Origin of the sequence: Leptospira ilyithenensis, from assembly GCF_004771005.1 — a bacterium.
Lineage (GTDB): Bacteria > Spirochaetota > Leptospiria > Leptospirales > Leptospiraceae > Leptospira_A > Leptospira_A ilyithenensis.
The window spans coordinates 267,547-284,113 of the sequence record NZ_RQHV01000042.1; the positions used below are offsets into that span (position 1 = coordinate 267,547).

18 protein-coding genes and 1 tRNA gene are annotated in these 16,567 nt (G+C 40.7%); 7 read left to right on the plus strand and 12 right to left on the minus strand.

Features of this window, described 5'->3' with window-relative positions; all coding sequences use genetic code 11:
- Nucleotide 1: 1 nt before the first annotated feature.
- Together EHS11_RS07950 and EHS11_RS07955 are read right to left on the minus strand one after the other, a co-directional pair.
- Nucleotides 2-1,744, minus strand: coding sequence for a PA14 domain-containing protein (locus EHS11_RS07950; protein ID WP_135763843.1), 1,743 nt, complete (start codon nucleotides 1,742-1,744; stop codon nucleotides 2-4).
- Nucleotides 1,741-3,003: a porin gene (locus EHS11_RS07955; protein ID WP_135763844.1), complete on the minus strand. Its 1,263-nt coding sequence runs from the start codon at nucleotides 3,001-3,003 to the stop codon at nucleotides 1,741-1,743. The genes EHS11_RS07950 and EHS11_RS07955 overlap by 4 nt, the downstream gene beginning before the upstream one ends.
- Nucleotides 3,004-3,240: 237 nt before the next feature.
- Between EHS11_RS07955 and gmd the strand changes: the two genes are divergently transcribed.
- Nucleotides 3,241-4,269 (plus strand): GDP-mannose 4,6-dehydratase, encoded by a 1,029-nt coding sequence (gene gmd / locus EHS11_RS07960; protein ID WP_135763845.1) that lies wholly within the window; start codon nucleotides 3,241-3,243, stop codon nucleotides 4,267-4,269.
- Between the two features lie 46 nt (nucleotides 4,270-4,315).
- Here the strand turns inward: gmd and EHS11_RS07965 are convergent, their stop codons facing one another.
- The 6 genes from EHS11_RS07965 to EHS11_RS07990 form a co-directional block, all read right to left on the minus strand.
- Entirely contained in the window at nucleotides 4,316-4,621 is a 306-nt protein-coding gene (locus EHS11_RS07965; RefSeq protein ID WP_135763846.1) for an STAS domain-containing protein, read from the minus strand.
- Between the two features lie 48 nt (nucleotides 4,622-4,669).
- Nucleotides 4,670-5,881 (minus strand): Crp/Fnr family transcriptional regulator, encoded by a 1,212-nt coding sequence (locus EHS11_RS07970; protein WP_135763847.1) that lies wholly within the window; start codon nucleotides 5,879-5,881, stop codon nucleotides 4,670-4,672.
- 81 nt (nucleotides 5,882-5,962) lie between these two features.
- On the minus strand, nucleotides 5,963-6,481 hold the full coding sequence (locus EHS11_RS07975) for a tetratricopeptide repeat protein (RefSeq protein WP_246047678.1): 519 nt from the start codon (nucleotides 6,479-6,481) through the stop codon (nucleotides 5,963-5,965).
- A gap of 23 nt (nucleotides 6,482-6,504) precedes the next feature.
- Complete coding sequence (locus tag EHS11_RS07980; RefSeq protein WP_246047679.1) at nucleotides 6,505-7,560, minus strand: vWA domain-containing protein; 1,056 nt, start codon at nucleotides 7,558-7,560, stop codon at nucleotides 6,505-6,507.
- Nucleotides 7,561-7,592: 32 nt separating this feature from the next.
- Nucleotides 7,593-8,219, minus strand: coding sequence for an NUDIX hydrolase (locus tag EHS11_RS07985; RefSeq protein WP_135763848.1), 627 nt, complete (start codon nucleotides 8,217-8,219; stop codon nucleotides 7,593-7,595).
- A complete protein-coding gene (locus tag EHS11_RS07990; protein WP_135763849.1) occupies nucleotides 8,219-9,436 on the minus strand; it encodes a ribonuclease D in 1,218 nt (405 codons plus the stop codon). Before EHS11_RS07990 ends, EHS11_RS07985 begins: the two co-directional genes overlap by 1 nt.
- 41 nt (nucleotides 9,437-9,477) lie before the next feature.
- On the opposite strand from EHS11_RS07990, the gene purF reads away from it, so the two are divergent.
- Genes purF through queC form a run of 3 tightly spaced genes read left to right on the plus strand, consistent with a single transcriptional unit; the run spans nucleotide 9,478 to nucleotide 12,012 of the window.
- A complete protein-coding gene (gene purF, locus EHS11_RS07995) occupies nucleotides 9,478-10,905 on the plus strand; it encodes an amidophosphoribosyltransferase (protein ID WP_135763850.1) in 1,428 nt (475 codons plus the stop codon).
- Nucleotides 10,906-10,907: 2 nt separating this feature from the next.
- A complete protein-coding gene (gene queD, locus EHS11_RS08000; RefSeq protein WP_135763851.1) occupies nucleotides 10,908-11,282 on the plus strand; it encodes a 6-carboxytetrahydropterin synthase QueD in 375 nt (124 codons plus the stop codon).
- A 13-nt stretch (nucleotides 11,283-11,295) separates the two neighbouring features.
- Nucleotides 11,296-12,012, plus strand: a complete 717-nt coding sequence (queC, locus tag EHS11_RS08005) for a 7-cyano-7-deazaguanine synthase QueC (protein ID WP_135763852.1) — start codon at nucleotides 11,296-11,298, stop codon at nucleotides 12,010-12,012.
- 155 nt (nucleotides 12,013-12,167) lie between these two features.
- On the opposite strand, the gene EHS11_RS08010 is transcribed toward queC, so the two are convergent.
- Nucleotides 12,168-12,238: transfer RNA gene (locus EHS11_RS08010), tRNA-Gly, on the minus strand.
- 83 nt (nucleotides 12,239-12,321) lie between these two features.
- Between EHS11_RS08010 and EHS11_RS08015 the strand changes: the two genes are divergently transcribed.
- A complete protein-coding gene (locus EHS11_RS08015) occupies nucleotides 12,322-13,830 on the plus strand; it encodes a carboxypeptidase M32 (RefSeq protein WP_135763853.1) in 1,509 nt (502 codons plus the stop codon).
- A gap of 10 nt (nucleotides 13,831-13,840) precedes the next feature.
- Nucleotides 13,841-14,170, plus strand: coding sequence for a hypothetical protein (locus EHS11_RS08020; protein WP_135763854.1), 330 nt, complete (start codon nucleotides 13,841-13,843; stop codon nucleotides 14,168-14,170).
- On the opposite strand, the gene EHS11_RS08025 is transcribed toward EHS11_RS08020, so the two are convergent.
- A complete protein-coding gene (locus tag EHS11_RS08025; RefSeq protein ID WP_135763855.1) occupies nucleotides 14,140-14,556 on the minus strand; it encodes a DUF423 domain-containing protein in 417 nt (138 codons plus the stop codon). The genes EHS11_RS08020 and EHS11_RS08025 overlap by 31 nt on opposite strands.
- A 21-nt stretch (nucleotides 14,557-14,577) precedes the next feature.
- On the opposite strand from EHS11_RS08025, the gene EHS11_RS08030 reads away from it, so the two are divergent.
- Nucleotides 14,578-14,913 (plus strand): hypothetical protein, encoded by a 336-nt coding sequence (locus EHS11_RS08030; RefSeq protein ID WP_135763856.1) that lies wholly within the window; start codon nucleotides 14,578-14,580, stop codon nucleotides 14,911-14,913.
- On the opposite strand, the gene EHS11_RS08035 is transcribed toward EHS11_RS08030, so the two are convergent.
- Nucleotides 14,910-15,653, minus strand: coding sequence for a hypothetical protein (locus tag EHS11_RS08035; protein ID WP_135763857.1), 744 nt, complete (start codon nucleotides 15,651-15,653; stop codon nucleotides 14,910-14,912). The genes EHS11_RS08030 and EHS11_RS08035 overlap by 4 nt on opposite strands.
- Complete coding sequence (locus EHS11_RS08040) at nucleotides 15,650-16,549, minus strand: CPBP family intramembrane glutamic endopeptidase (protein ID WP_135763858.1); 900 nt, start codon at nucleotides 16,547-16,549, stop codon at nucleotides 15,650-15,652. The genes EHS11_RS08035 and EHS11_RS08040 overlap by 4 nt, the downstream gene beginning before the upstream one ends.
- Between the last annotated feature and the right edge of the window lie 18 nt (nucleotides 16,550-16,567).

A 16,567-nucleotide genomic window follows, 5' to 3' on the forward strand; every position in this document is an offset into this window, starting at 1 on the left:
TTTATTCAAAAATTTGAATTTCTTGTTTGGTTTTGTTGTAACAGATTTCCTGTTTTTGATATGAAATACATTTTTTTTCGGAAGATAGTAAAACAGAGTCTTTCGAAATCAATTCTTTGATTTCATTCAGTTCCGGAGGGGAGAGTGGTTCAAACTCGGCCCATACATTCGGTTTTTTCCATTTGAGCTTCGCATAATTGTCATTTTTTGCTCCTATTACAATGTATGCAGATTCATTCGGGTTGGGCTTTGAATAAGAAGGTAGTATGTTCATACTTTGAATGGGTTCTTTCCATTTTGGACCCTGTTCCGTACGAAATGAATTTCCTTCGTTCCAAAGGATATAAAATTGCGATTCCGATTTGGAACGGACGATCATATCAATATCCAAATCTGTGTCCAAATCCAAAAATAGAATGTCGCTCGGATCTTTTCCTACTTTCAACTCGCTCGGATTTTTTAAAAATCCAAATTGATTTTGAAACACGATCGAAACCTTACCAGAGTAAGTTGGATGAGTGAAAATCAGATCTTTTTTATTATCCGAATTCAAATCATAAGAAAATACTTTCCCGGGATACAGAGGGAGGGAGATGGCCGATGCAGGTCTTTCTTTTTTTCCTTTGGTTCCCAGCAGAGTTCTTTGAAATCCCGGTCCTTGCCATTCCAGTTTCAAATATTTGCCTCCTCCTCCCTGAAAGTATTCAATTTCAATCGGTATAATATCACCTTCTTTTAGTTTGGTGGTTTCTGAAAATTCGGTCGGGCCCATCCAAGTCCATTGGTCAATTAGAATCTGGTTACCAACTTTAACACGAACTCCGTCATCACTTGTAACAAAAAAGGAATAATCTCCGCTCGTGGGAACTTGCAAAGAGGAAGAAAACCTTGCGCAAAAATTTTCCAGTGGTACTGCTTTTGAAAACGGTTCAGTGCTTGATGTAAAATTCAAAAGATCGATTTTGTTTTTTAAAATAGATTCTTTGAATTCCCTTCCTTTGAAATAATTTGCATCCCAATTTGTTTCCGTTCCGAATGGATTGATTAAGGAATACCCGTAATCCAAAGACCCGATCTTTCGGATGGTGGACTTGGAAGAGGATGGGCTCTCCCAAAGGAGCTCCGCATAAGCATCCCCGCCACTGTCATAGTATTCCATTTTAACATTGTATTCTTTACCCGAAACTAAAACGAGTTCTCCTGAAAATTCGGAGGTACCCATATCTTTCCACTGATCAACGATGAGTTTTCCATCCACCCAAAGTCTTGCTCCATCGTCCGTTCTTGTGATAAATTTATATTTTTCAGAATGGGAAGGTTTGATTTTGCCAATCCACCTAGCACCAAACGAATCACCAGTATAGTCGGGAGAAAAAGAATCTCCTCCGTAAGGAAAATAAATGGCGGATTCCTTTCCTGTTAAAATTTCCTTTTTTAGCTCCGGTTCTGAAAAATAATGTGCTTCAATATTGCCAACAAATCCTTGTTCTCTGGGACTTAAAAAATACAACAACCCCGTTTGATATTGTATTCCTGCGATAACCGGCAAATCATCTTTGGTTTCCCATAAAGTCAGATCATCGAATCCGTTTTCAATACGGAATTGAGAAACAAGTTTGAATTTGGTCTGGGAAAGAAGGGACAGACTCAATAAAGAGAGAACAATACAAATTAAGGATAGAATTTTTTTCCGATTTGTTTGTATGCCGAAAAATAAATTTAATATTTGTTTGGTTATGATCATAAATAAATTTGCATCTGAATTCGAAATTGTTCCGAGCCGTAATTTTGACTCACTTCACCGTCTTGGTGAGAGTAGTCAGCTTGAATTTTTAAATTATGATCTTGGATATAATAAGAAAAAGCAATTCCTCTTTCTCGGCTGTAGGTAAGGGTCGGATCTGTTTTTGCAATAGGATAGTATTCTGAAAAACGAAATGCTACTCCCAATTTTTGCGTCAGTAAATATCCAAGTTGAATCATTTCTCCGCGGGCGGATCTTGAGTATTCCCGTTTCAATTGACTGCCTATTTCCTTTTCCCGATAAGGAGCATCCGCATCACGAACCAAGTATTCTGCTGAAAGAGAAAATCCCAGCCACTTCAGTACAAACTCGGCGCCGGAATGATTGTAGGTAAACCGGGCAAAATCATATGTATCGCCGAAGGTAGAGAGTGTTCTGTTTGAATTTACATTTTTCGCTCCGAAGACGGAAAAAGAAAGTTTGGGAGTTGTGGAATAATCCAGATCAGGTTCGCCCGCATCCGTATAACAACCCAAAGGGTAATAGGTTAGTTTGGCGATGCTTAAGACTCCTGGAGAGCGGGATGTTTTATTTCTTCCGTCACCTCCGAATACTCCCACATTATAGCCGAAATGATTTAAACCTAAAAAATTATTGGAAAATGCCTGAATACCTACATCCCGATCCAAATTTAATTCCCCGTTCGAAATGGTTCGATCAACAAACTCCTGTATGCCGTCGGAGATCACTCTTTCCCGATTGAAGGGAACTTTCATCTGTCCACCGGATATATTGAAATCCCTATATTTAGCGTATGTTAGAACTGCATCCCTCAAAGGGACCGGCCTGTCTTTTTCCATATCTTGGTCGGAAAAACCCAACTGCATATAATACTGCCAATCTTTGTTCATGACATAACCTCGTAGTGCAATCCTTGCCCTTCTCAGTTGCAATTCCGTCGGACCGCCGTCCGGGTTTGTGGAATTTCCTTGGGTGTATCTTCCCTGAAAGCGCAAACGGAGATTGAGAGATGCGTCTTCGTCGGGAGATTCAAAATCCAAACCTTTTCCAAATGCCATACGGACTTTTGCCGGTTTTTCAGGATTTAGTTTCTCTTCTTTGGCTACGATCGTCTTTTTCGGATCGGCTTTCGTAGGAAGAGGGGAAGGTTCACCGGTTTGAGAGTGGATTTTCGATATAGGAAGATAAAGCAGCAGGAAAGTGAGGAGTGTGAGGTATTTATCTTGGTTTTTAAGCATTTCGGAGGCCGTTCCGCGCTTTCCGGAGATTTCCACGGTCGAGATAATTACAAATTAATTACATGTTTTCCTGTCGTAAATTTAGGTCATCCGCTTTACCCTCAAAGTCCATTTTGTGGTACCTCCGACAGTGGTTTTCAGACCCTCATCTCCAATCTAAGCCGGTAAAATCTCGTAAACCAGAAATCATTTTTCCTTTTCCAAAAAACTTAGTTCCAAAGACTGTTCCCATTATCTATGAAAAAAGCACTGATCACTGGAATCACAGGGCAAGATGGCTCTTACTTGGCGGAACTTCTCTTGGAAAAAGGATACCAAGTACATGGAATCGTAAGACGAACAAGTTTATTCAACCGAAATCGTATCGAACACCTCCATGGAAATTCCAATTTAATTTTACATTACGGGGATATGACCGATTCCTCCAACTTAAACCGAATTTTAGAAAAAACCCAGCCGGAAGAGATTTACAACTTAGCGGCACAATCGCATGTTCAGGTTTCTTTTGAAGTTCCTGAATACACTGCCGAAGTAGACGGGGTGGGAACCTTACGGATCTTAGATGCAATCAAACAAACCGGAATCAAATCCAGATTTTACCAAGCATCCACATCCGAGCTTTACGGTTTGGTACAGGAAATCCCTCAAACCGAAAAAACCCCGTTTTATCCCCGTTCTCCTTATGCCGTAGCAAAATTATACGCGTATTGGGCGGTGGTAAATTATAGGGAAGCGTATGGGCTTCATGCTTCCAATGGGATTCTATTCAATCATGAATCTCCCAGACGTGGAGAAGCATTTGTAACCAGAAAAGTCACACTTGGTGTTGCTGCGGTAAAAGCCGGACAATTGCCTCATATCACTATGGGAAATATTGATTCCAAACGCGATTGGGGATACGCACCGGACTATGTGCAAATGATGTGGATGATGTTACAGCAAGACAAACCGGACGATTACGTTGTAGCTACAAATGAAATGCATACGGTTCGTGAATTTATCGAAGAGTCTTACCGAATTGCAGGCTATGAAGTGCTCTGGGAAGGAAAAGAAGACAAAGAAGTCGGTAAAGATAAAAAAACCGGCAAAGTTTTAGTTAAAATCGATCCTAAATACTACCGACCTGCCGAAGTGGAATTGCTGATTGGCAACCCCGAAAAAGCAAAACAAAAGTTAGGCTGGGTTCCTAAGGTAAAATTCAAAGAATTGGTTAAGATTATGACTGAAGCCGATTTGGCATCTTACGGTTTGAAACCGGAAGCATAAACCAAATCAAACTTTATCATGTAGCGGGCGTTCGGGGAATATTATTTCAAAGACCAAAAAATTGGTCCAACATCAATTTTTTCAGAGTTTCTTTTAACTTTTCCTGAATGTTCACGATTTTGACTGTAATTTTTTTCTCATCAGCTTTGTTCTTAAAGGAAAGAAGTCTTGAAATTCCGAGAGAACTAACAATCACAACTTTTTCCATATCTAAATAAACTTCAGTCACATCTTTGTCCAAGATACTGCTCAGTGTTTCCCTAAGTTCGGGCGAATTTCCGTCTAGGATCTGATCCATAAAGCGAACGCTGATCGTATTAGCTTTTTCTTCAATTAGTATTTTTTCGTTCATGTTCTCTCGCATCTAGTGTGCGCAAATTGGAAACTAAGCAACTGAAATTTATTTCAGCTTTTTAAGTTTATTTTCCATCTGTGCTTTCTTATGATAAAATTGGACGAGTTTTTCCAGCTCAGCAGTGTCGGAACATACAATTTTTCCAAGATCCAGACGAATAAATTTGTTTTGTTTGATAAGTTCCGCGATCAGCAATTCATCCTTTGGATCGGTAAGTCCGATCATTTTCAAAAGATCTTTGGCGCCCAATTCAAAATTGATCGCTTGTTTGGGAGCGACTTTCACTCTGTTTTTTTCCACCAGAGTCATTAATGTGTCTACAATGCGTGCTTGAGAATCTTTGAGCAATAGATTGGCAAGTTGTTTGTAAGCAGTCCAGATTCTTTCGGACAATAACGTAATGAGCCTTGTGGCAAGTTGCGGTTGCGCCTTTACCATTCCTTCGAAGTTGGCTTTGTTGATGGCAAGTAGTTCCACATCACCCGATGCAATTGCGGAAGCAGAACGGGGTTTATTGTCCAGAATGGCCATCTCTCCGAAAATATCACCTGCCTGGAGAACAGCCAACATAACTTCGTTTTGGTTAACAATCTTGGAAATTTTAACTTTGCCTTGTTGGAGGATGAATAGCTCTTTGCCCGGTTCATGCTCGCAGAAAATCATTTCATTGTCTCTGTAGTTACGATTGAACTTGGTATAGTCGATCGCTGCTGCTGCGAAAGCTTGGTTGCTCGATTGCAAACGTAATTTCGATTGGGGGACAAATTGTCCGTTAGGAAGATGTTTTAAATAGCTTTGATAGGCAAAAGTAGCATGAGGAACATTTTGCTGTTGGAAATAATATTCGCCGATTTTGAATAGTTCGTTCGGATCTTCCTCTACTGCGTTTCGAAAAGAAAGGCGGGTGATTGTAGTATCGAATTGGCGCAATTTCATCGAAAAGAATCGAATGATGTTCATGGCAACTGCGGTTGATTTTTGGATCAACGTGCCGAATTGGTCATAACTAACCGAGATTAAGGAAACATTTGTAAGTGAAGTGGCGGATTCAATTTGAGCATGTTGGCTCATCGCCGCCACTACTCCGAAAAAATCACCAGGTCCAAGGACTTGGTTCGGATCTTCTCCGACCACGGCAGTCTCCCGAGTAACGCGTACTTTCCCCTCACGTATGATATAGAAATTGTTCGCATCTTTCTTCCCTTCTACAATGATGTAGGAGTTTGCTGGGAAGGTTACCATTTGAAAAAATGACATCTTTGGATTACTCTAAGGCTTTTTCTTGTCGACGTGCCCATTTTATTATCGGAAAGCAGGGAGGCAATATTTTCCCAAAATTCATTTATTTTTACCTTCTGATAAAATTTCCAATTGTGAGAGTTCCATCTCCGCTTCTTGAGCGATCTTGGAAGAATAAGTATTTGCTGTTATATCCTTAAGTATGGCGATGGCTTTTTCTTCTCTTCCCATTCTTACAAAAGCCCGCGCGGATTCGAGATAAGCATCAAGCCCTTCTTCCGTATTTGGGTAATCTTTGTACATCATCAGTTCGTTTTGAGCAAGAGCCACGGTATCCCTTGTTTTTCTGTAGGCACTGGAAAGCAATTTCCTAGCTTCCCACTCTTTTGGATGCCGTAAGTAAAGCACTAGAAAAAGTTTTAATTCCTCAATGGATTTCGTATAATTTCTGTCCTGAAAAAACTCGTTCGCCTTTTGAAATAACAGGTTTCCTTGTTTGATTTCCTCAGCCTTATAGACTTCGGAAAGTTTTTTCGGTTCCGCAGCAGGAGCGGGAAAGTTTAAAAATAGAACCAAAACCGAAAAATAGAAAACCAAAACCGTCGAATTCTGTCTCATTAGTTTCAATGTCGGCTGGTTTGTTAATCTCTCTGAAGAAGTTTTGTTTCGGATTTGGCAAGAATTTTCGGAATATCATCTACAGCCCAAAGTTCCAGGGAAGTTTCCCAGTCGGATTTCGGATCAACGGTAAAAATCAGCTTTCCCTTACCGTTTCTACCTTCTTTGAATTGAACATCTGTTTGACCCATATCAGCGATCCTTTTTTCCCTTATGGGAGGAAGCTCCTTGGTAAGATGAACTTCCTTTTTGGAAAAAACATTCAAATGAACCATATAATCCGTAATTGGTAATATTCCATCATACTCATAATGAAGTATGAATGTCTGTAAACCGGAATGACTCGAATAGGGGAGAATGCTGATGATTCTGATATTTGCCGGTCCGGTTTCCGATTCCGCAACCTTTGGCGGAAAGTGGGGTGCGCCGGGAGAAAATATGGACTGAAATGCGTCTTCAATATCCTCTCTTTTTTTTACTGAAAAATACTTCCCGCTTCCTAAAAGGGCAAGTCGTGTCAGATCATCTTCTGCTTTTTTATCCAAATCGATTCCGATGATCTGTAGATTGAATTTTTTACCTTTATCTTTCAATATACGCAAAGAATGCAAAGGATCTCCTTCACAACTTTCTATCCCGTCACTGATAAAAATAATTTCAGTTTCATTCTCCGTTTGCAAAAGAAATTCGCCTACCAAATCAATCGTTGCAGCGATAGGTGTGGAACCTGCCGGAATAATTCCTGTTAGTTTGTTGATAACCGCACTCGCGCCTCCTCTTTGGATGGGATGATAGAGTCTTGCGGAGTTGCAACCGGCAATTCGATTTCCATAGGCGACAAGCCCCACTTCATTGTCTCTCGGAAGTTTGGAAAGAAATTGAATCATTTGATCTTTTGCGATCGCCATCCTGGTAACACCATTCAGTTTTTCCGTCATGGATCCGCTGGCATCGAGAATAAAAACATATCGTTTACTGTTAGGTGAAATGGGGGCGAGAGGACTCGCAGAGATATATAATACATAAAAGAGACATAAGAAAGTAAGCTTGGATTTTTTATGCAAAGAAAAGAAACTCACTTATTGTATTTCGGTGAGAATCGAAAATTACCTTAGAGCAGTCGCGGGTTTAAAAAAGGAGGGTAAGGAAGATTCGGTTCCACGAATTTCGGTTTGCGATCGAAATTGCCGAATTCTTTTAAAAAACGAAGGATCATTTCGCAAGTAGCTCCCCACAACAGGCCTTCTTCCAGATCAAAGTAGCTGATATAATCCAAAGGAATTCTTTTGGGAACTGACATTGCATAAAAGGGAGAAGTCTGCAACTGGGATAGGGGAAGCAAGATCGTTTTTTCCACCTCGTCTTTGTTAAGTGAAAATTGAAAATCTCCGGAATACAAACATACAAAAGGTGTGATGTGAAAACCAGTTCTGGTACTTAGCCCGGTGTGTCTGCCCAGAGGAGTGAGAGAATTTTTGGAAACGCCCATTTCTTCTTCCCATTCCCGGAGAGCACATTCCAGAAGGTTCGGGTCGGATTCTTCGTGAACCCCTCCTGGAAAGGATATTTGTCCCGGGTGGGATTTCAGATGAAGTGCTCTTTGGGTCAGAATGATTCCTTGTCCATGAACTGGATCTTCGAACAAAGGAACGACCACGCAGGAAATGATCTCGTTCGTGTTTGGTTTTTTTTCCCAATCCTGCGAGAGAAATCTAGGAAGATTGGGAAGATCTAACATCACTCCTCTTTTTGAGAGTGATTTTCTTTTTTTCTTTTTTTGGCGAGGAAGGCTTCTTTGGAACGAACAGATACTAGCTTACTCAACATGGAATCGTTATGAACTCCACCGAGCGCGGTAAGTAGAGAAGGTCCGTAATGTTCCACTTTCCAATCGGAAAATACATGAAGGGCTTTGAGTTCTTCTATGTTTTGCGGATTGGCTCTAAGAATCGCAATCAATTGTTTGTTGGAAGGAAGAAGAGAATGCTCCATCCGTCTGATTCGCATGACACGGAGACGCCATTTTTTGGCATTTTGAAATTTTTTGTCCTCTTCTTCGTTCAGATCTTCTCCATGTCGTTTTGACAATTCGGAAGTCTCGATCGGATCGCTGTACTCGGCTATCAACAATTTGTAAATTTCACTACCGTCTTTTTTGCCGAACCATTCCATACATTTTTCTTCATTCGGTTGTTCTTTGACTGCTTGCGACAAACGGTCGTTATTAAAGACCCGAAAAGGGGCTTTGTTTATTTTTTTTGCTTTTTCATCCCGATAACGAAGTAGTTCCAAAATCTTTCTTCGTTCGAGAGGAGTGAAATTTATAATGTCGGGAAATTTTGCTAATGAAAATCCTTCTCCACCTTTTTCCACATAATCTTCGGAAGCTGTAAATTCGAATTCCGATCTTGCTTCATCGTATAGATTTCTGCGTTTTAATTCTTCTTCCATCTTGAGCCAAATCGTTTCCAGATAGGCTGTGTCCAACGCCGCATAACGTAGTTGCTGCGTTTGTAAAGGACGGATTTCCCAATTTGATTTTTGTTCCACTTTGGAAAGGGAAACTTTATGATAATGTTCCACAACAAAAGCAAGAGAACTTTGTTCCATGGAAAGTAGTCTGGAACTGATCATTGTATCGGCAACGTTTGTGAACTGAAATCCGAAGTCCCGTTTTAACGCTTTGATATCATCTTGAGCAGAATGAAAAATTTTCAAAATGTTCGGGTCGGCAAATAATGGTGCCAAACCCTTCAAATTTGTGATTTTGAGCGGATCTACCAGATAGTTTTTTCCGTTGGAATTGATTTGAATGAGGCAGACTCTGGGGAAGTACGTGTAATATCCCGAGGATTCTGTGTCAATAGAAAGGATTTTCGACTGTTTTAGGTTGATGAGGGCAAGCTCCAAAGCTTTTGCCGTATCAACAAGAATATAGTTGGAATTGATTTGCATCTAATCGTGTTCGTAGAAATACTGCAATTGTCATTCTACCAATGATTCTTCAATCTGACAAACCAAAAGAAGAGTGTGCCATATTTGGCATCTACAATAGTAAAGAAGCAGCCAATTTTACTTACCTAGGGCTATATTCTCTCCAACACCGAGGGCAAGAATCGAGTGGGATCGTTTCCACCGATGGAAATCATCTCTATCGCTATGCGAATATGGGACTGGTTGCCAATATCTTCACGCAGTCCAAAATAAAGGAACTGATCGGAGAAGCTGCGATCGGCCATAACCGTTATTCTACGACTGGAGCCAGTTTTCTCCGAAATGCACAACCGGTTCGGGTGGAATCCCACCTTGGTCCGATTTCTCTTGCGCATAACGGCAACTTAGTCAATTCCTGGGACATTCGCAACCGTTTGGAAAAAGACGGGTCCATTTTCCAGACTACCATTGATTCCGAAGTCATTGTTCATCTTATGGCGAGAAGCCATCAAACGGATCTATTGCAGGCATTATGCGAATCTTTGAATCAGGTGCGCGGTGCTTATTCCCTTTTGGTTTTGACTCCCAGATATTTGATCGCAGTCCGGGATCCAAATGGATTCCGTCCGCTCGTGATGGGAAAAAGACCGGATGGAGCGATCGTATTTGCTTCCGAGACCTGTGCTTTTGATATCACTGAAACGGAATATGTTCGCGATGTGGAACCGGGGGAAATGGTGGTAGTCGACCATACCGGGGTGAGATCGCTTTATCCGTTTGCAAAAGCGCAGCCTAGTCTTTGTATTTTCGAATATATATATTTTGCAAGGCCTGATTCCTATATTTTCGGAGAATCCGTTTATAAGGTCAGAAAAGAGCTCGGCCGTCAATTAGCACACGTTATGCCGGTGGAAGCGGATGTAGTAATTCCCGTTCCCGATTCCGCTACCATTGCCGCTTTGGGCTACAGTGAAGAATCCGGGATCCCTTATCAAAGCGGACTCATCCGTTCCCATTATGTGGGAAGAACATTTATCGAGCCGGACCAAAAGATTCGGGATTTCGGTGCCAAAATCAAATACAATGTAGTGAAAGAAGTCGTGAATGGCAAAAGAGTGATCGTCATAGATGACTCTGTTATGCGAGGAACTACCAGTAGAAAGATTATCAAGATGTTGCGTAATGCAGGTGCCAAAGAAGTGCATTTTCGAGTTTCGGCACCTCCTACGATATCTCCTTGTTACTACGGAATTGATATTCCCACTCATAAGGAACTCATAGCAGCAACCCATACGATCGACGAAATTCAAAAATATTTACGAGTGGATTCCATTGCTTATCTGTCTTTGGATAGAATGAACAAAGCGGTGGAAGGTCATAAAGGCGGCGGTTTCTGTGATGCTTGTTTTACTACCAAGTATCCTGTCGAATTCCAAGAACACGTCGGTAATCAAAAGTCTTTGTTTACGGAATATGCAGTAGAAGAGTGACCATGGAGGAAATCGAACTCTCCAAAACCTTCGGATTCGAAGCAGCCCATTTTCTTCCCAATGTCCCTGAAGGACATAAATGCAAACGCATGCATGGTCATAGTTTCAGATTTTCAGTCAGTTTGAAAGGTAAGATCGATCCGCATACGGGTTGGATCATGGATTTTGGAGAACTGAAAGGGATTGTAAAACCGATCATCACCGAATCTCTGGATCACTATGTATTGAATGACGTTCCCGGATTGGAAAATCCAACTAGCGAGAATTTGGCGGTTTGGCTCTGGAATCATCTGAAACCGAACCTACCGCTTTTAGATAAGATCACAGTTTACGAGACGTGTTCAAGTTCTTGCGTTTACTCTGGTCCTAAAAAATAAACAGGAAAAGATCATGTCGAACTCAAAAGGGGCTGTCGTCCTTCTTTCCGGTGGGTTGGATTCTACCACTTGCCTGTATTATGCGGCAAAAGAATACGGTTATCCTAAATCCAAAAAATTGCCTCTTGTCGCTTTATCTTTCGATTATTCCCAAAAACATAAGATTGAACTGACCAAAAGTAAAAAAATCAGCAAATTGTTGGGAATTCCCCATTTTACACAAAAATTGGACCCAGGCTTTTTTTTGGGAAGTTCGCTTACTGAAAAAAAATTAAAAGTTCGCAAACAAACAAGTGTTTCACGAATTGAAGCGGATAAAACGATTCCCAATACATATGTTCCCGGACGTAATATTTTGTTTCTATCCTTTGCACTTTCTCTGGCGGAGGGTCATGGATTTGATTCGATCTATATCGGCGTAAATGCTTTGGACTATTCGGGTTACCCTGACTGTCGCCCGGATTTTATCGAAGCGTATCAAAACATGGCAAATCTAGGTACAAAAAAAGGAGTTACCAGCCGACAGGAAAATGGGATCAAAATCAAAACCCCCTTGATTTCTTTGAACAAAAAGGAGATCATAGAGCTTGGAATCTCTTTAGGTGCACCTTTCCACCTAACGCATTCTTGTTATGATCCTGTGCGTGGAAAGCCTTGTGGAAAATGTGATTCTTGTTTGCTTCGGGTCAAAGGTTTTAAAGAAGCTGGGCTCGTGGATCCAGCCTTATAGATAAGAAAGGCGAACTTTTCCCTAAAATTTTCTGATAAATGCGAGGAAGAATTGCCAATTCGACTTCGTTGCGTTAGTTGAAACTCTTCTTTATATTTGTTATGTGAGCGAGTCCCCGAACATGTATCGTTAAAAATTTTTGGAAAAAGGACTTTTGCGGGCGAAGGGGCTCGAACCCTCGCCAGAAGCTTGGAAGGCTGCTGTGCTACCGTTACACCACACCCGCAATGGTAAATACATAGTTTTTCAGGAAACTTTGTGGTCAATGATTTTTGGTTCCCGATTTGCAGGGCTTTAAAGAATGGGGGTATGAGCTTTCCTGAAGATCTTCAAAACTACCGCCAATTTTACCGCAAAATCAAAACCTTCCAAGATATCGGCTCGGTTTTGCACTGGGATTCGGAAGTGATGATGCCTCCCCAAGGCAGGGAATACAGAGCGAAACAAATCTCTGAGATTTCTCAATTGACCCATGAGTGGACTGTGGGTTCCGAATTCAAAGAACTGATTCGGAAGGCAATGGCGACTGTACCAAATCTTCCTCTGGAAGCCCGCCCGCTTTGGGAGAGAGAATTTTCCGTTTTGGAAGAAGAGAGACAAAAGGCGGAAAAGATTCCTGCCGAATTTGTCGCAGAGTTTTCCGAGACAACTAACTTGGCTCATGCGATTTGGGCCGATGCAAAGAAGAACAATAAATTTTCCGATTTCGAGACGATTTTAGGTAAGATCGTCGGGTTATCTCTGAAACAAGCGAATTATCTTGGTTATGCGAATGAACCGTACGACGCGCTTTTGGATTCTTATGAAAAAGGGGCGAAGGCAACGGAGATAGACTCCCTATTTCAGGATTTAAAAAAAGAACTGGTTCCAATTGTGGAGACAGCCCCTCATTATCCTGATCCTTTTTCCAAAAAAATATCAAAAGAAAATCAGGAAAAACTTTGCAAACGTCTTTCTCCTTTGCTCGGGCTTTCGACTGATATTTCACGTTTGGATGTGAGTCATCATCCTTTTTCCACAAGCCTTGGAACATTTGATAAAAGAATTACCACTCGTTATTCTGAAACGGATCCGCTTTCTTCCATCTTTGGTGTGTTACATGAAACAGGGCATTCTTTGTATGAAGCGGGTTTATCCGAAATCGAAGATGGCCCGAATCCTCTCACTGATTTTTTAAGTCTGGGAATCCATGAGTCCCAAAGCCGCCTTTGGGAAAACCAAGTGGGACGTTCTTTGCCATTTTGGAAGTTTTTATACCCCATCCTTTTATCCGATTTTCAATTGACCGAATCCGAGCTTCCGTTTGAGGCACTTTACCGTTCGATCAATTCCACACAAAAAAGCAAAATCAGAGTGGAAGCGGATCAGGTAACTTACAACCTACATATCATTTTGCGTTTCGAAATTGAAAGAGAATTGATCAATGGCAAAATCAAAGTGAAAGATCTTCCCGAAATTTGGAATTCCAAGGTAAAAGAATATCTTGGTTTGAAAATTGAAAATGATGCAGAAGGTGTTTTGCAGGATATTCACTGGTCCATGGGAGGCTTCGGTTATTTTCCCACTTACACTCTGGGGAATATTTTTTCTTCGCAGTTTTTTGCGGCATTTGAAAAAGCAAATCCTGGTTATGCGAACGATTTTAGTGAAAACGGGGATTATTCATCTTTGCTTAACTGGTTGCGAAAAAATGTTCACCATCAGGGCAAAAAATTGGAAGTGAAGGAGTTGATTGGAAAAGCCACCGGTGAAGCTCCCAATTCCAAATATCTAATTCAATATTTAAAAAACAAAGTTTTGGAAATTCAAAACGTTTAAGGAAAAATCAATGTCAGGCTCAGAACAAATTTTAGAAAAGATCGAGCAGTTGTCCTATTTTGACAACCTTGCTCTCTATTACCTTTGCAACGAAACTCCTCCTCAAACTCTGGCACTTGCTTTTCTTGAAATGGATAAGAAAATCTGCGGTTCCATGCTTGGTGTTTTGGAAGTGAAACGGAGAAAATACGTTCATGAACTGATGGCAATCCAACAAAACGTTCCTTTGGAAGATAAAAAAGCCGCCATCGACGGATTACTTTTGATCGCCGATGGTTTGATTTCCAGAAATCTAATCCAAAAAAAAGGTCAGTTTTTTTTCGGCGATAAAAAAGACTGATTTATCCCGACACCTAACAAGATCCATCCGATCATAAAGAGAATTCCTCCGAACGGAGTGACGGCGCCTAAGATTTTAAGTCCGGTGATTGCATAAACATACAGGCTTCCGGAAAAAAAAAGGATTCCGGTTATAAACAACCAAAAGGAAACGGACACGGATTTTGCAATGCTTTCGGGTTTTACCAAATACAAAGCAGTGATCACCAAACAGACAAGTAAATGGTAAAAATGATACCGACTTCCAGTTTCAAATACGGGTAATCTTTCTCCGATGGTATCTTTGAGACCATGAGCTCCAAAGGCACCGATGGCCACTGCGAAAAGACCCAAGATAGTGGTAGTAATTACATAGATTCGAATTGATTGATTCTTGACAGGATTCATAAAACACCTTTCTTTTTTCATATGAACCAAGATTCCTCAGGAAATAAAACAAAATTTGTTCGAGTATGGCGTCAATTGGACGTTGAAGAAGTGAAGAAACAACTTTTGTACATTGATGATCTTTACGGAACTTGCGGTAGTTGCAAAAAGCTGGGATTAAATTATCTCAAAGATAAAAACTGTCCTGATTGCGGATCGGTCTTTAAATACTTGGCCACCAAACTCACTCAACCTGGAGAGATTGGAAAGATACTCAGCAGAATTCAGAAAGAAGGATTGGATCTGACTTTAATTGAACGTGCTGATTTCGAAAGATCCAGCGCCCAGGACGCGGCGAGGGATCTGTTCAAATCCTAAAACCGGAATGTCCAGGAATATTGAGCTGTTTTGTTATGAGCGGAAGTATCTTCCCAGGCGTCAAAGGCTCGTATTCCTCTCGTGATTGCAAGTGCCGCAAATATCCCTATGGAGTCGGGACTATTCCAAACATTCCCCGGCCCTTTCTCATTCATCATATTTTCCCAGATATTCTTATTAGGTAATTTTTCCTGAGCATAATAATAAGCTCCACCAACTAATACCAGATCTGCTAGAAAATAGATGGCGGAACTTAATAAAGTGTCTCTGGATGTGTAAAGAGGAGATTTCCAGGAATTATAACCGACGGAAGCGATAGGAGAAATCAAATTTAATCCTTGTGAGATGATATTATATTTTTTGGACAAAGCGACTGCGTCTTCTTTGGGAGGATTTCTGAGCAATTCTTGTTCGAAGATTTGTTTCCACATTCTTTCCTGGCCGACCTTGGTAGATTCTATCCTTAGCACTGAATCAGGAGAATTTTTGCCGACCTTACCTATATAAATGTCAAAATCATAAGGATTTTTCCATGTATGTTTGTACCGATAAACAAAACCTTTCGTTTTATCATCGCTATAATAATTCGGATCCAATTGATTCAAAAGAGCAACTAGCTTTAGATTCAGATCATCCGGTGAGCCGGAAATTTCCACAGTTTCAGCGGCTTTTAATGAAAAAGAGAGACTCAAATAAATAAAAGCGATTGGAATAAAGCGATATATCTTTGTTAGGTTCACGGATTCATACCATCCACACCGAAATAAGCAATCAATAATCCGAGGGTATTGTACGTCGCATGACAGGCCATAGATACCCATAGATTTTTTGTTTTCAAATATAAATAACCGAAATACATTCCCACAAACGCAATCAGAAAAGGAACTGCAACTGTCGTGCCCGGACCGTAGTGCAACCACCCGAAGATGATGGAAATGATCATCAATCCTTCTTGAGCGAGTCCTTTGTCCATAAATGCTTTTAACAAAAAACCGCGAAAAAACAATTCTTCCACGATACCGGTTATGATGCCTACGGTATAAACCGCCCAAGCAAGGAGATAACTGTTGCCGCTTAATTCTTTGAATAATTTCTGAGGAAAAACACCCGGGTTTGCATCTACTCCCAGAGCTTGGAAGATAATTCCAATGATCATCACGGATAAAAAAACTACGAATCCGTTAGAAACACCTGTTAGTATCACCTTAAAGGAAAGATCTTCTTGCAAATTGGTGATTTCGATTTTGAGGATTTTTACCAAAACCAAGTAACCCACACCGACAAAAGAAACAAACCAAATGACCGATTGGAAAAAAAGAAGGTATTGTTTCTTTTTTAGCATAATGTCGTAAAAGGACTCGAACGATTTCTGCGGGTTGTCTTTGAATTCGGTTTTGAAATTTTCTTCGATTGTTTTGATGGATTCGGTAAGTTTACCGACAGTTTCCATAAAACCTATCTTTTGGTCGGCTTGGTCCTCCAAAATCGGTTCTAACAATTCCTCGGGAATGCGGTCATTGAGAACTACGGAGTAAACGAACTGATGATAAAATAGGGAAAATAGCAAATTGCAAACAAAGATAAGACCCAGAGAATATGTGGTCAGGCGAAAAATCTCAAAAAAACGACTCTGCATCTGCTTCCCAGATTCGGT